Raw genomic sequence first — 13,808 nt, forward strand, 5'->3', positions numbered from 1 at the left:
GGGTGGCGCCGGTGACGATCAGCTTGGCGATCAGGGAGTCGAACTCCTGCGGGACGGTGTGGCCCTCCTCATACCCGGAGTCCAGCCGCACCCCGGGACCGGACGGCGGGCGCCAGGCCGACAGGGTGCCGACCGCCGGTAGGAAGCCCCGGCCCGCGTCCTCGGCGTTGATCCGGAACTCGATGGAGTGGCCGCGCATCGGCGGGTCGCCGTAGCCGAGCTCCTCACCGTCGGCGATCCGGAACATCTCCCGGACCAGGTCGATGCCGGTGACCTCCTCGGTCACCGGGTGCTCGACCTGCAGCCGGGTGTTGACCTCCAGGAACGAGATCGTCCCGTCCTGGCCCACCAGGAACTCACACGTACCCGCGCCCACATAGCCGGCCTCCTTGAGGATGGCCTTGGAGGAGCCGTACAGCAGCGCGACCTGCTCATCGGTCAAGAACGGCGCCGGGGCCTCCTCGACCAGCTTCTGGTGGCGGCGCTGCAACGAGCAGTCGCGGGTGGAGACCACCACCACGTTGCCGTGCCGGTCGGCCAGGCACTGGGTCTCCACGTGCCGAGGCCGGTCCAGGTAGCGCTCAACGAAGCACTCGCCGCGGCCGAAGGCGGCCACCGCCTCGCGCACCGCCGACTCGTACAGCTCGGGGACCTCCTCCAGGGTGCGGGCGACCTTCAGGCCCCGCCCGCCGCCGCCGTAGGCGGCCTTGATGGCGATGGGCAGCCCGTGCTCGCGGGCGAAGGCCACCACCTCCTCGGCCCCGGCCACCGGATCCTTGGTGCCGGCCACCAGCGGGGCGCCCACCTTCTGCGCGATGTGCCGGGCCTGCACCTTGTCGCCCAGCGCCGTGATCGCCGCCGGCGGCGGACCGATCCAGGTCAGCCCGGCGGCCTGCACCGCGGCCGCGAAGTCGGCGTTTTCGGCCAGGAAGCCGTAGCCGGGGTGCACCGCGTCCGCACCGGCCTCCGCCGCGATCTTCAAGATCTTGTCGATGTCCAGGTAGCTGTCGGCGGCCGTCCGGCCGCCCAGCGCGTACGCCTCGTCCGCGACCCGCACGTGCAGCGCGTCCAGATCCGGTTCGGCGTACACCGCCACGCTGGCCAGGCCGGCGTCGCGGCAGGCGCGAGCGATGCGTACAGCGATCTCGCCGCGGTTGGCAATCAGGACTTTGCGCACGTGCAACTCCCCTTCCTGCGCTCAATTCGCCGCCTTGCGCCTTACGGTTCGCCGCCTTACCGGCTCATCGCCGGGAGAGCAGCTTTTCGGTGAGGCGATGCAGCCGCGCCGCGTCCTCGGCGTCGAAAGACCCGTCGTCCAGGCTGATCGGACGGTCCTCCCACAGGGCGGTGAGCGGTTCGGCCGGCGGGTTGTCGATGACGTCGACGAGCGGGCCGGCGGAGTCCTCGGCGGACTTGGTAGCGCCCTGCTTCATCTGCTCGACCTGGGCCGCGGTCTCCGGGTCGAATTCACCGGCGAGGCCGGTGCGCGTACCACCGGGGAACTGCAGGACGTAACCGACGCCCTGGCCACCGTGCGCCGCGGCCCAGGAGACGCCGAGGAGGTTGTTGAGCTTGCCACCCTGGAACATCGCCTCCCAGCCGTTGTAGCCGTGCTCCAGCTCAAGGTCGTCCCAATGGATGCGGCCCGCCGCCACGCCCGGCCCCGCGACATTGAGGATCGCCGCCGCTCCGGCCCTGCGCATCGGTTCCACAAGGCCGTGGCTCAGCAGGAACCGGCTCAGGTAGTACAGCGCGAAGTTGTGTTCGAATCCCTCGGCGGTGACCCGACGGTAGGAGCGGAAGAACCGGGCGCACAGGACCAGGGCGTCGACGGTCGTGAAGGTGTCCCCGATCTCGTCGATGACCCGCTCGTTCTCGCCGACAAGGCTGAGATCGGCCGGTATGAAGAAAACCCGCTTTCCGGCCCCCTTGTTCTCCGACTCCTCGATGAAGCGTTCGCCCTTGGCCGGATCGGGGGCGATGACGAGGACGTTGTCCCCGCGGTCGCGACAGATGCGGGCCAGCGCCAGTCCGATGCCGGATGTCCCGCCCGTTACGACAATGTTCTTCACCGGAATATCCCTTCGGTCGCCGAGCCGGGGGCGAGCCCTCGGCCGGCGTTCTGTCGGCGTCACCTATTTGTGGTGGTGACGGCAATGCTTGCAGAGCTTTCACGGTCGCCGCAAGAGGTTGGGACCGTTCGGTCCGTGATCTGTGGCGAGGCCGTAGGGACGGCGGATCCGGGAGCGTTTAGGGTTTCAGCACTGGATTGCCGGCCCTGCCCAAAAAAGGAGGCTGAGCGGTGGAGGCCATCGGACCACCGGCGGTTCGGCCGTCGCGGCGCAGGTCGGTGCTCGTGTCGTGGCGCGGATGTCCGCGCCGACCGATCGAACCGGCTCGGGTCGCCGGCGCATCGCCGTATCGGCCCGCGTCGCCACTACGCTCGCCCCCACCCGAAAGGGCCGGCCATACTACCCTGAAAGGATTCATCCGGAAGATGAACCGAAAGCCGGCGGGTGCATCGTTCCCGGCGCGGCGCACCTCGCCGGCCATCCGCATGCAATGGGACGACCAGGCAGGCCGCACCTCCACGCCTCCACGCCACCGCCGGCGCACCCGATACCACCGTGCCGCACTCCACGGCGAAACCGCTGCTCAGCGCCTACTGCAAGCGTTCCCCGGCGTTCGCGGCGGGGCACGGGATCACCCTCAAGGCGACGGGACACCCCCCATGGCGTCGCGAGTGATGCAAGTCACCCATTTCGGGCATACGTGCCACCCTGACGCAACACTTGACTTTTCCTACCAAGTTGGTAGGCTACCTAAAATATTGGCGCAGACCTCCCGAATCCAACCCCCTCCATCGGGGTCGCGGACGATGGCGTACCCGGTTCGGGAATTCCGGCTGGTCGACACCGGCCTCCCCTCCCCCTTCAGGTGAGTGGCCTGCGCCACATGACAAGTGTTCTGATCACATATGACCCCAAGGGGCGGAATCCATGTGTCACATGTGAGCCTCCTCAATGATCGGACGGGCCACCCCGCCCTGGCTGTCTTGGGCGCCGTCTCCCAATGGTCGCGCCGAGCTTAGCTAACTGATGGGGACACAAGATCATGATCGGAAGACAACAAACAACCGCGGAAGCGGCTGGGAAACACGAAGAAGCACGCAGGGAACGACGGTTTCCCGCACCCAGGCCACAACGGGGCATCGGCCGCAGAGGCGGCGCCGCCGGGCGCCGCGAGCCGGTGGCCGGCTATATGCCGGGTATTGCCCGCTTTGATGAGGGCTGCCCTGTGTTGTGCGCGGCGGCCCGCCGCATCGAGACCGCTACGCTCGGCCGGCAGATGCGCGGCACGGTGGTCGAGGAGGTGGAACGGGCCCTCAACGCGGGCGAGCCGCATGTGAACCCGGACGCCATGTGGCTCACGCTGCTCGCCCTGCACTACACCGGCGACTTCGACGCCGTGAAGGCCTACTGCGACGAGCTGTCCCGGGATCCGGACTGGATGCGCGCGTCCCGGCGCCGGGAACTGGTGCTGATGATGCGGGCCCGCGTCGCCCTGGAGGGCAGGGCGATGGGGTCGGCCGCGGAAATGCTCAGGTCGGTGCTCGCCGACATGGGGCCGGGACCGCTGCGGACCCTGGCGGTCGCGTGGCTGATCGAGTCGCTGGTCCGCGCCGGCGAGTTCGACCAGGCGCACGAGGTGCTGCTCGCGCACGGGTTGACCGGCCGACTGGCCTGCGGCACGGCGGAGCGCGCGCACGTCCTGGCGGCGCGCGGGAACCTGCGCCTGGCCACGGGGCACTTCCAGCTCGGCCTCGACGACTACCTGGCGTGCGGCCGCCTGCTGAAGTCGCTCAACGTCGCCAACCCGGCGGTGATCCCGTGGCGTTCCATGGCGGCGTTGGGGGCGCTGGCGACGCACCGCTGCGACCTGGCACGCGTCCTGGCCGAAGAAGAACTGGTCGCGGCCAGGAGATGGGGGTCACCGCGCGCCATCGGCGCCGCGCTGCACGCTCTCGCCCTGGCGCGTCGGGACGAGTCCTCGGCGGCCATGCTGGAGGAGGCGGTGGAGCTCCTGTATCTGGCGCAGGCCGGGACGGAGTTGATTCAAGCACTTTACGACCTCGGCACGTTGCGTATCCAGCAAGGGAACGTTCCTGAGGGGCGGACCGGGCTGGCCGCCGCCGCGGCGGTGGCGCGCGAGTGCGGCAGCGCGTACTGGACGGCCCGGACCGAGACGGCCCTGGCCAGATCCGGTGAGGGCAACGCCGCCCAGGCCCTCACCCCACAGGAGGCACGGGTCGCCAACCTCGCCCGCGCGGGGTACAGCAACCGCAAAATCGCCGAAACGCTCTTCCTGACCGTCCGCACGGTCGAGTTCCATCTGTCCAGCGTCTACCGCAAACTCGGCATTTCCGGACGGCGTGAACTTTCCGCGGTGCTCAGCCTCACCATCTCCTAGCTCCCACAGTGACGTAGCAGCTCCATAGGCACCCCATAATGTCGTAGCTCCCCGAGCACGGCCCACATATCCCAAGGCCCCATCCGCCCATTCGGACGGATGGGGCCTTGGGCTGCGCGCAGACAAGCCGCTGTGGCCCTACCGTAGATTCGTTCGCCGCCTCTTGTGAGGGGTGTAGGGGCATGCCAGAGTCAAGGCATTGATCCGGGAACTCGACGATAAACCCTTCCCCCCGGCAATAGAGGTTCCCCATGCTCCAGCAGAACACGACAAAGCGGCTCGGTTATTGGCTGCTGCACCTGCACCAGTTGTTCGATGCGGCCACCGGCGCCGCGCTGGCGGACGAGAAACTGACCCGCCGGCAGTGGCAGGTCCTGCACGCGCTCAGCATCGACGTGGACACTGTCGCCGGCCTGGACGACGCGTTCGCCCCCTTCCTGGCCGTCGACGGCGACACCTCGTACCGGCCCATCGTGGACGAGTTCGTCGAGCGCGGATGGGTCACCGACGACGGCGGTACGCTCACGCTCACCGCGGCGGGCACGGCAGCGCACGAACGCGCCGAAACGCTCGTGAACGCGCACGCGGCCACATCACTCGCCGGAATCAGCGAAAGCGAATTCCTCGCCGCCAACGACGTGCTGGCACGGATCGCCCGCAACATCGAGAACACGTGAGAAAGCGCCGCACGCCCACCGGTTTTCGCCGGACCTACAGCCTCCCTCACTGGAGATCCGCATGGACGCTTCCGTAATCGTCATCGGTGCCGGGCCGACCGGGCTCATGCTGGCCGGAGAACTGCGCCTGGCCGGGACAGACGTCATCGTGCTGGACCGACTGGGCGCGCGCTCCGGGCAGTCCCGCGCCATCGGATTCACCATCCGCACGATGGAGGTCCTCGACCAGCGGGGGCTGTTGCCGCGATTCGGGGGCATTGAGACCGTTTACGCCGGGCATTTCGGCGGGCTCCCCCTGGATTTGGGACTGCTGGACTCGACACACGGCGCGGCCCACAACGTACCCCAGAACATCACCGAGGCCGTGCTGGAGGGCTGGGCCCGGCAGTTGGGCGCCGATATCCGGCGCGGTCAGGAATTCACCGGTTTCGTCGAGGACGGCACCGGGGTGACCGTCACCTTGCGTGACGGCCCGGCGCTGCGATGCCGGTACCTGGTCGGCTGCGACGGCGGGCGCAGCACGGTGCGCCGGATCGGTGGATTCGACTTCCCCGGGACGTCCGCCACCACCGAGCTGTTCCTCGCCGACATCCGCGGCCTGGAACTGGCGCCGCGCACGGCCGGTGCGCAGACCCCCAACGGCATGGCGATGGTGGCGCGGCTGTCCGACGGCGTCCACCGCATCGTCGTCGCCGAGCGGGGCATCCCACCGCGGGATCGGACCGGCCCGCCAGAGTTCGCCGAGGTCGCCGACGTCTGGAAGCGGGTGGCGGGCTCCGACATCTCCACAGCGAAGCCGGTGTGGGTCAGCGCCTTCGGTGACGCGGCCCGCCAGGTCACCGAGTACCGGCGCGGGCGGGTCCTGCTGGCCGGCGACGCCGCACACATCCACCTGCCGGCCGGCGGGCAGGGCATGAACACCGGCCTCCAGGACGCGGTGAACCTGGGCTGGAAGCTGGCCGCCGTCGTGCGCGGGCGAGCCCCCGGAACGCTGCTGGACACCTACCACGACGAGCGGCACGAGGTCGGCCGCGCACTGCTGGCCAACACCCGCGCACAGGGGGCGTTGCTGCTGGGCGGCAACGACGCGGTGCCGCTCCGCGACGTCCTAGGCGACCTGCTCGGCTCCGCGGAGGCGCAGCGACTGCTCGGCGCCCGGGTCAGCGGCCTGGACATCACCTACGACATGGGCCGCGGCCGGCATCCTCTGCTCGGCGCGCGCATGCCGCTCATCCGCCTGGACCGCGCGGGCCGCGGCACCGGCAGCGCCGAGTTGCTGCACACCGGGCGCGGCGTGCTTCTCGATCTGGCCGACAACCGGACCCTGCGGCGGCGCGCCCGACCGTGGCGCGACCGGATCGACATCGTGACGGCGACGCCGCGCGGGAACGACGCGGCCGACGCCCTGGCGGACACCACCGCGTTGCTGCTGCGGCCCGACGGCCATGTCGCCTGGGCCGCGCCCGGAACCGATGACGATCTGCGCACCGCCCTGGACCGCTGGTTCGGGCCGGGCCGATAACCATCGAGAAGAGGAACGATGCACAGCACCCTGATCGTGGCCAGAATGGCCGCCTCCTCGGCGGACAAGGTCGCCGGGCTCTTCGCCGACTTCGACCAGACCGATATGCCGAACCGGATGGGCACCCGACGGCGGCAGCTCTTCGAGTTCAACGGCCTGTACTTCCATCTTCAGGACTTCGACGAGGACAACGGCGGCGCGCTGATCGAAGAGGCCAAGACCGATCCGCGGTTCGTCCAGATCAGCGAGGACCTCAAGCCCTACATCACCGCCTACGACCCGCAGACGTGGCGCTCCCCCAAGGACGCCATGGCCCGCCGGTTCTATGCGTGGAGCGCACGATGAGCGGTGGGCACGTCCGGCGGCCGGTGATCACCGGTGTGGGGGTGACCGCACCGGGCGGCGTGGGCGTCAAGGAGTTCTGGAAGCTGCTCACCGATGGGCGGACCGCCACGCGCCGGATCTCCTTCTTCGACCCGTCCCCTTTTCGTTCCCAGGTCGCCGCCGAGGCCGACCTCGACGCGGAGCTGTCCGGGCTGACCCCGCAGGAGACGCGGCGGATGGACCGCGCGGCCCAGTTCGCCGTGGTCACCGCGCGCGAGGCGGTGGCCGACAGCGGGCTGGACTTCGCGGGGCTCCCCCCGCACCGCACCGGCGTGACCGTGGGCAGCGCGGTGGGCGCGACCATGGGGCTGGACCAGGAGTACCGCACCGTCAGCGACGGCGGCCGGCTGGAACTGGTCGACCACACCTACGCGGTGCCGCACCTCTACAACTACATGGTGCCCAGCTCGTTCGCGACGGAGGTCGCCTGGGCCGTGGGCGCGGAGGGGCCGGCCACGGTGGTCTCCACCGGCTGCACCTCCGGGCTGGACGCGATCGGCTACGCCGCCGACCTCATCCGGGAGGGCTCGGCCGACGTGGTGGTCGCCGGGGCGACCGACGCCCCCATCTCCCCCATCACGCTGGCCTGCTTCGACGCGATCAAGGCGACGACCCCGCGCAACGACGACCCCGAGCACGCCTCCCGCCCGTTCGACGCCACCCGCAACGGATTCGTCCTGGGCGAGGGGGCCGCGATGTTCGTCCTGGAGGACCTGGACGGCGCCCGGGCGCGCGGAGCGACGATCTACGCCGAGGTCGCCGGGTTCGCGACGCGGTCCAACGCCTTCCACATGACCGGTCTGCGCCCCGACGGCCGGGAGATGGCCGAGGCCATCCGCGTCGCGCTGGACGCGGCCCGGCTGGCCCCCGAGGACATCGACTACATCAACGCGCACGGCTCGGGCACCAAGCAGAACGACCGGCACGAGACCGCCGCGTTCAAGCGCAGCCTCGGCGAGCACGCCTACCGCACGCCGGTCAGCTCCATCAAGTCGATGATCGGGCACTCGCTGGGCGCCATCGGATCGATCGAGGTCGCCGCCTCGATCCTGGCGATGACGCACGACGTGGTGCCGCCGACGGCCAACCTGCACCACCCGGACCCGGAGTGCGACCTGGACTACGTGCCGCTGACCGCCAGGGAGCAGCGGGTCGACGCGGTGCTGTCGGTCGGCAGCGGGTTCGGCGGGTTCCAGAGCGCGATCGTGCTGGCCGATCCGGAGCGGAGCGGCGCATGACCACGGCGACGTGGGTCACCGGGCTCGCCGTGGCGGCTCCGACCGGGCTGACCGTTGAGGAGTACTGGGCGGCCACGCTTGCCGGGCGCAGCGCCATCGGTCCGGTGACCCGTTTCGACGCCTCGTCCTACCCGGCGCGGCTGGCCGGTGAGATCACCGGCTTCGCCGCCGAGGAGCACCTGCCCAGCCGGCTGCTGCCGCAGACCGACCGGATGACGCAGCTCGCGCTGGCCGGCAGCGACTGGGCGTTCGCCAACGCGGGGGTGGACCCGGCGCAGCTCCCCGAGTTCGACATCGGGGTCATCACCGCCAGCCATTCCGGCGGGTTCGAGTTCGGGCAGAACGAGCTGCGTGCGCTGTGGAGCAAGGGCGGCCGGTACGTCAGCGCCTACCAGTCGTTCGCCTGGTTTTACGCGGTCAACAGCGGCCAGATCTCCATCCGCCACGGCCTGCGCGGGCCGAGCAGCGTCGTGGTCAGCGACCAGGCGGGCGGTCTCGACGCGGTCGCGCAGGCGCGCCGGCAGATCCGCAAGGGCACCCCCATGGTGATCAGCGGCGCGGTCGACGCCTCCCTCTGCCCGTGGGGGTGGGTCGCCCAGCTCACCAGCGGCCGGCTCAGCACAAGGGACGACCCCGGGCGGGCCTACCTGCCGTTCGACGACGACGCGGCCGGCCACGTCCCCGGCGAGGGCGGCGCGCTGCTGGTGCTGGAAAGCGCCGAGCACGCTCGCACGCGCGGCGCCGGGCGGGTCTACGGGGAGATCGCCGGCTACGCGGCCACCACCGATCCCCGGCGGGGCAGTGGCCGGGAGCCGACCCTGCGGAACGCCATCGAAGGAGCGCTCGCCGACGCCGGGGTGGAGCCCGCCGACATCGGGGCGGTGTTCGCCGACGCCGCCGCCGTGCCCGAACTCGACCGCGTCGAGGCGGAGGCCATCGCCAAGGTCTTCGGACCGTCCGCCGTACCGGTGACCGCACCGAAGACGATGACCGGCCGCCTGTACTCCGGGGCGGCGCCGCTGGACCTCGCCGCCGCGTTCCTGGCCCTGCGGGACGGGGTGATCCCGCCGACGATCAACATCCGGCCGTCCCGCCGCTACGACCTCGACCTGGTCACCGGGGCTCCCCGCGCGGCGCCGCTGCGCTGCGTCCTGGTCGTCGCGCGCGGCCACGGCGGGCTCAACTCCGCCATGGTCGTGCGGGCCGTCGACCGCCCCGCTCCCCCGAACCGCTGACGACCCCGGTCTCCGAAACGGACGTCCACGAAAGAACCCCCGAGAAAGGCAGGACCACACATGCCCCGAAGTCAGTTCACGTTGGACGAGCTCAGGACCGTCCTGCGGGAGGCGGCCGGAACGGACGAGGGCGTCGACCTCGACGGGGACATCATCGACGTCTCGTTCGACGCCCTCGGCTACGAGTCCCTCGCGCTGCTGGAGACGGCCAGCCGCATCGAACGCGACCACGGCATCAGCCTCGATGAGGAGGCGCTGGTGGCAGCGAAGACCCCGCGCGAGCTGATCGACCTGGTCAACGCCCACCTGGCCGCCGCCTGAACGATCTAGAGGAGCTCTCATGTCCGTCACCACAGACAACGACTCCGCCGCCGGGACCGGCACGCAGCCGGTCGCCCGGGTCGCCCTGGTCACCGGTGCCACGAGCGGGATCGGGCTGTCCTGCGCACGGCTGCTCGCCCAGCAGGGCCACCGGGTGTTCATCTGCGCCCGCAGCGAGGAGGCCATCGCCGACACCGTCAAGACCCTGCAGAACGAGGGGCTCGACGTGGACGGGACCGCCGCCGACGTGCGTTCGCAGGAGGACGTCGCCCGCCTCGTCCGCGCCGCGGTGGACCGGTTCGGCACCATCGACGTGCTGGTGAACAACGCCGGCCGCAGCGGCGGCGGGGTGACCGCCGACATCGGCGACGACCTGTGGGCCGATGTCATCGCCACCAACCTCACCAGTGTCTTCGTGGTGACCCGCGAGGTGCTGAACGCGGGCGGGATGCGGGTCAAGTCCCGCGGCCGGATCATCAACATCGCCTCCACCGCCGGCAAGCAGGGCGTGGTGCTGGGCGCGCCGTACTCGGCCTCCAAGCACGGCGTCGTCGGCTTCACCAAGGCGCTGGGGAACGAACTGGCGCCGACCGGTATCACGGTCAACGCGGTGTGCCCCGGCTATGTCGAGACGCCGATGGCGCAGCGGGTCCGGCAGGGCTACGCGGAGGCGTACTCCACCAGCGAGGAGGCGATCCTGGAGCGCTTCCAGGCCAAGATCCCGCTGGGCCGGTACTCCACCCCGGACGAGGTGGCGGGGCTGGTCGGCTACCTCGCCTCCGACACCGCCGCCTCGATCACCGCGCAGGCGCTCAACGTCTGCGGCGGCCTGGGCAACTTCTGAGAGGAACGGGACAGTGTCACAGAAGACCACCGGGGACGAGACCACCGGACGCGAGGTCGAGCACACCATCACCGTGCGGGCGAGTGCCGAGCAGGTGTACCGGCTGCTGGCCGAGGTGGAGAACTGGCCGCGGCTGTTCCCACCGTCGGTGCACGTGGAGTACTTGGAGCGCGACGGCACCGACGAGCGGATCCGCATCTGGGCCACCGCCAACGGCGAGGCCAAGAACTGGACCTCGCGCCGCAAACTGGACCCCGAGAACCTGCGCATCGACTTCTGGCAGGAGGTCTCCGCGCCGCCTGTGGCGGAGATGACCGGCGCCTGGCTGATCGAGCCGGCCGGATCGGCGGAGACGCGGCTGCGGCTGCTGCACTGGTACCGGGCGATCGACGACGACCCGGAGGGACTGGCCTGGATCGACCAGGCCGTCGACCGCAACAGCCAGGAGGAGCTGCCGGCACTGAAGTCGGCGCTGGAGGAGGCGAGCGCGGACGACGGGCTGACGCTGTCGTTCATCGACTCGGTCGAGGTCGACGGATCGGTCAAGGACCTGTACGACTTCGTCAATGAGGCGGGCCGGTGGCGGGAGCGGCTGCCGCACGTCGCCGCCGTGCGGCTCACCGAGGACACGCCGGGTCTGCAGGTGCTGCGGATGGACACCCTCACCAAGGACGGCTCCTCGCACACCACCGAGTCGGTCCGGGTCTGCTTCCCCCACCACCGCATCGTCTACAAGCAGACCACGCTGCCGGCACTGATGAGCCTGCACACCGGCTACTGGGAGTTCGAGGAGACGGGCGACGGCACGGCCAGGGCCAGCTCCCAGCACACCGTCGTGATCAACGCGGCGCGGATCCCGGAGATCCTCGGCCCGGACGCCGGGGTGCCGGAGGCGCGGGCCTTCATCCGCGAGGCGCTCGGCGGCAACAGCCGGGCGACGCTGGAGCTGGCCAAGAAGTACGCCGAAGCCCGGCGCTGACCGATGGCGGACACGGCCACACGGGCCGTCCGAGGGGCCGGCGCGCTCGACGCCGACGTGGTCGTCGTCGGCGCCGGACCCGTCGGGCTGCTGCTCGCGGGAGACCTGGCGGAACAGGAGGTGCGCACCGTCGTGGTGGAGATGCTGGCCGAGCCCATGGCCGAGTCCCGGGCGTCCACCCTGCACGCGCGCACCATGGAGCTGCTCGCGGAACGGGGCGTGCTGGAGCGGCTCGGCGAACTGCCCGACGGCGGTCCCGGGCACTTCGGCGGCATCCGGATCGACCTGACCGAGGCCGACCCCGACCACCCGTACGCCGGGCAGTGGAAATGCCCTCAGACCAGGCTGGAGGCGGTGCTCCAGGAACGAGCGGTGCGGGCTGGAGCCGACCTGCGGCGCGGGTGGCGGCTGCAACGCCTCGACGACCGGGGCGACCTCGTCACCGCCGGGATCCGCGCGACCGACGGGACCGAACGGACGCTGACCGCCGCGTACCTGGTGGGCTGCGACGGCGAACGGTCCACGGTCCGTGGGCTCGCCGGCTTCGAGCTCGCCGGCACCGAGGCCCGGCGGGAGATGCTGCGCGCCGACATCGCCGGCATCGACATACCGGACCGGCGCTTCGAACGGCTGCCGAAGGGGCTGGCCACCGCGCACCGCTGGCCGGACGGCAGTACCCGGGTCATGGTGCACGTGTACGGCGTGCGCCCCCGCGCGCACCAGGGACCTCCGACGTTCAACGAGGTGGCGGCCGCCTGGGCGGAGGTGACCGGAGAACAGATCGGGCACGGCACGCCGTTGTGGCTCAATGCCTTCGACGACGCACGCCGGCAGGTGACGCGGTACCGCCGGGGCCGGGTCCTGCTCGCCGGCGACGCCGCCCACGTGCAGATGCCGGTCGGCGGGCAGGCGCTCAACCTGGGCCTCCAGGACGCGGCCGACCTCGGCGGGCCGCTCGCCGACCGGGTGGCGGGCCGGATCGGCGACGACGCCCTGGACGGCTACCACGAGCGGCGCCATGCCGTCGGTGCCCGCACGCTCAGCAACATCCAGGTGCAGTCGCTGCTGCTGCTCGAAGGGAGGGACGTGGAACCGCTCCGAGAGGTCTTCGCCGGGCTGCTGGAGCTCGGCCCGGTACGCCGCGCCGCGGCCGGCGCGATCAGCCAGATCGGCGAGCCCGCCACCTGGGCCATCGGCCGGCCGGCGGGCGCGCGGCCGCCGGTGCCGGGCCCGCCGACCGCGCGCCCGGTAGCGCCGGCGTCACCGCCGGCACGCACGCACACGCCACACCAAGGAAAGGGACACAGGATGGAACGGCTGGAGAACAAGACCGCGCTGGTCACCGGGTCGAGCCGGGGCATCGGCCGGGCCGTCGCGCTGCGACTGGCGGAGGAGGGCGCGCTGGTCGCCGTGCACTACGCCACGCAGCGGGACGCGGCCGAGGAGACCGTACGGCTGATCGAGCAGGACGGCGGGCGCGCCTTCGCCGTGCAGGCCGAACTCGGCGTGCCCGGTGACGTGCACGAGCTGTTCCTCGGGCTGGAGCACGAGCTCAAGGCGCGCACCGGGGAGACCGTGCTGAACATCCTGGTCAACAACGCGGCCATCACCACGCCGGCGGGGCAGACGCCGGAGGACGTCACCCCCGAGGACCTGGACCGGCTGTACGCGGTCAACGTCAAGGCCCCGTTCTTCATCGTGCAGCGCGCCCTGCCGCTGCTGTCCGCCGGCGGCCGGATCATCAACGTCTCGTCCGGGCTGACCCGGCTGGCCAACCCCGAGCAGGTGGCGTACGCGATGACCAAGGGCGCCGTCGAGCAGATCACCCTGCACCTGGCCCGCCATCTCGCGCCGCGCGGCATCACGGTCAACACCGTGGCGCCCGGCATCACCAACAACGGCAGCGCGATCTTCGACGTTCCGGAGGCGGTGCAGCAGATGGCACAGCTGTCGGCGTTCAAGCGGGTCGGCGAGGCGGCGGACGTCGCCGACGTGATCCGCTTCCTGGCGACCGACGAGGCTCGGTGGATCACCGGGGCGTTCGTCGACGCCAGCGGCGGCACGCTGCTCGGTTGACCACTCGCATCGGTTGAGTACTCGGCATCTCGGGAGTAGCGGGGTCCAATGACCACGGCACA

The 13,808-nt window shown here is 71.0% G+C and carries 12 protein-coding genes; 10 read left to right on the forward strand and 2 right to left on the reverse strand.

The genetic code is table 11. The annotated features are described in order from the left end of the window. Window positions 1–1,177: acetyl-CoA carboxylase biotin carboxylase subunit (locus tag C4U03_RS34360; RefSeq protein ID WP_103944055.1), on the reverse strand; the 1,177-nt coding region annotated here is incomplete at its 3' end. A 64-nt stretch (window positions 1,178–1,241) separates the two neighbouring features. Further along, on the reverse strand, window positions 1,242–2,072 hold the full coding sequence (locus C4U03_RS34365; protein ID WP_103943989.1) for an SDR family NAD(P)-dependent oxidoreductase: 831 nt from the start codon (window positions 2,070–2,072) through the stop codon (window positions 1,242–1,244). Between the two features lie 1,276 nt (window positions 2,073–3,348). On the opposite strand from C4U03_RS34365, the gene C4U03_RS34370 reads away from it, so the two are divergent. The 10 genes from C4U03_RS34370 to C4U03_RS34415 all read left to right on the forward strand — a co-directional run bounded on the left by C4U03_RS34370 (window position 3,349) and on the right by C4U03_RS34415 (window position 13,746). After that, the gene (locus C4U03_RS34370; protein WP_146087626.1) at window positions 3,349–4,470 is read left to right on the forward strand and encodes a helix-turn-helix transcriptional regulator; all 1,122 of its coding nucleotides are present in this window, start codon (window positions 3,349–3,351) and stop codon (window positions 4,468–4,470) included. 251 nt (window positions 4,471–4,721) lie between these two features. After that, on the forward strand, window positions 4,722–5,147 hold the full coding sequence (locus C4U03_RS34375) for a MarR family winged helix-turn-helix transcriptional regulator (protein WP_103943991.1): 426 nt from the start codon (window positions 4,722–4,724) through the stop codon (window positions 5,145–5,147). Between the two features lie 61 nt (window positions 5,148–5,208). Beyond that, complete coding sequence (locus tag C4U03_RS34380) at window positions 5,209–6,669, forward strand: FAD-dependent monooxygenase (RefSeq protein WP_103943992.1); 1,461 nt, start codon at window positions 5,209–5,211, stop codon at window positions 6,667–6,669. Window positions 6,670–6,687: 18 nt separating this feature from the next. Next, a complete protein-coding gene (locus C4U03_RS34385; RefSeq protein WP_103943993.1) occupies window positions 6,688–7,014 on the forward strand; it encodes a TcmI family type II polyketide cyclase in 327 nt (108 codons plus the stop codon). Next, window positions 7,011–8,291: a beta-ketoacyl-[acyl-carrier-protein] synthase family protein gene (locus tag C4U03_RS34390; protein WP_103944056.1), complete on the forward strand. Its 1,281-nt coding sequence runs from the start codon at window positions 7,011–7,013 to the stop codon at window positions 8,289–8,291. The genes C4U03_RS34385 and C4U03_RS34390 overlap by 4 nt, the downstream gene beginning before the upstream one ends. Continuing rightward, complete coding sequence (locus tag C4U03_RS34395; RefSeq protein WP_103943994.1) at window positions 8,288–9,526, forward strand: ketosynthase chain-length factor; 1,239 nt, start codon at window positions 8,288–8,290, stop codon at window positions 9,524–9,526. Before C4U03_RS34390 ends, C4U03_RS34395 begins: the two co-directional genes overlap by 4 nt. 60 nt (window positions 9,527–9,586) lie before the next feature. After that, window positions 9,587–9,847, forward strand: a complete 261-nt coding sequence (locus C4U03_RS34400) for an acyl carrier protein (protein WP_103943995.1) — start codon at window positions 9,587–9,589, stop codon at window positions 9,845–9,847. 19 nt (window positions 9,848–9,866) lie between these two features. Then, window positions 9,867–10,691, forward strand: coding sequence for a 3-oxoacyl-ACP reductase FabG (fabG, locus tag C4U03_RS34405; protein WP_103943996.1), 825 nt, complete (start codon window positions 9,867–9,869; stop codon window positions 10,689–10,691). Window positions 10,692–10,704: 13 nt separating this feature from the next. Further along, entirely contained in the window at window positions 10,705–11,670 is a 966-nt protein-coding gene (locus C4U03_RS34410; RefSeq protein ID WP_103943997.1) for an aromatase/cyclase, read from the forward strand. A 3-nt stretch (window positions 11,671–11,673) separates the two neighbouring features. Then, entirely contained in the window at window positions 11,674–13,746 is a 2,073-nt protein-coding gene (locus C4U03_RS34415; protein ID WP_103943998.1) for an SDR family oxidoreductase, read from the forward strand. Window positions 13,747–13,808: the final 62 nt, after the last annotated feature.

This window comes from Thermomonospora echinospora (assembly GCF_900108175.1).
Taxonomy (GTDB): Bacteria; Actinomycetota; Actinomycetes; order Streptosporangiales; family Streptosporangiaceae; genus Thermomonospora; species Thermomonospora echinospora.

Excerpts from the sequence above, each read along its gene's own strand:
- C4U03_RS34390 (WP_103944056.1), top strand. The coding sequence starts at position 7,011 with ATGAGCGGTGGGCACGTCCGGCGGCCGGTGATCACCGGTGTGGGGGTG.
- C4U03_RS34370 (WP_146087626.1), top strand. The coding sequence starts at position 3,349 with ATGCGCGGCACGGTGGTCGAGGAGGTGGAACGGGCCCTCAACGCGGGC.
- C4U03_RS34395 (WP_103943994.1), top strand. The coding sequence starts at position 8,288 with ATGACCACGGCGACGTGGGTCACCGGGCTCGCCGTGGCGGCTCCGACC.
- C4U03_RS34400 (WP_103943995.1), top strand. The coding sequence starts at position 9,587 with ATGCCCCGAAGTCAGTTCACGTTGGACGAGCTCAGGACCGTCCTGCGG.
- C4U03_RS34380 (WP_103943992.1), top strand. The coding sequence starts at position 5,209 with ATGGACGCTTCCGTAATCGTCATCGGTGCCGGGCCGACCGGGCTCATG.
- C4U03_RS34375 (WP_103943991.1), top strand. The coding sequence starts at position 4,722 with ATGCTCCAGCAGAACACGACAAAGCGGCTCGGTTATTGGCTGCTGCAC.
- C4U03_RS34415 (WP_103943998.1), top strand. The coding sequence starts at position 11,674 with ATGGCGGACACGGCCACACGGGCCGTCCGAGGGGCCGGCGCGCTCGAC.
- fabG (WP_103943996.1), top strand. The coding sequence starts at position 9,867 with ATGTCCGTCACCACAGACAACGACTCCGCCGCCGGGACCGGCACGCAG.
- C4U03_RS34385 (WP_103943993.1), top strand. The coding sequence starts at position 6,688 with ATGCACAGCACCCTGATCGTGGCCAGAATGGCCGCCTCCTCGGCGGAC.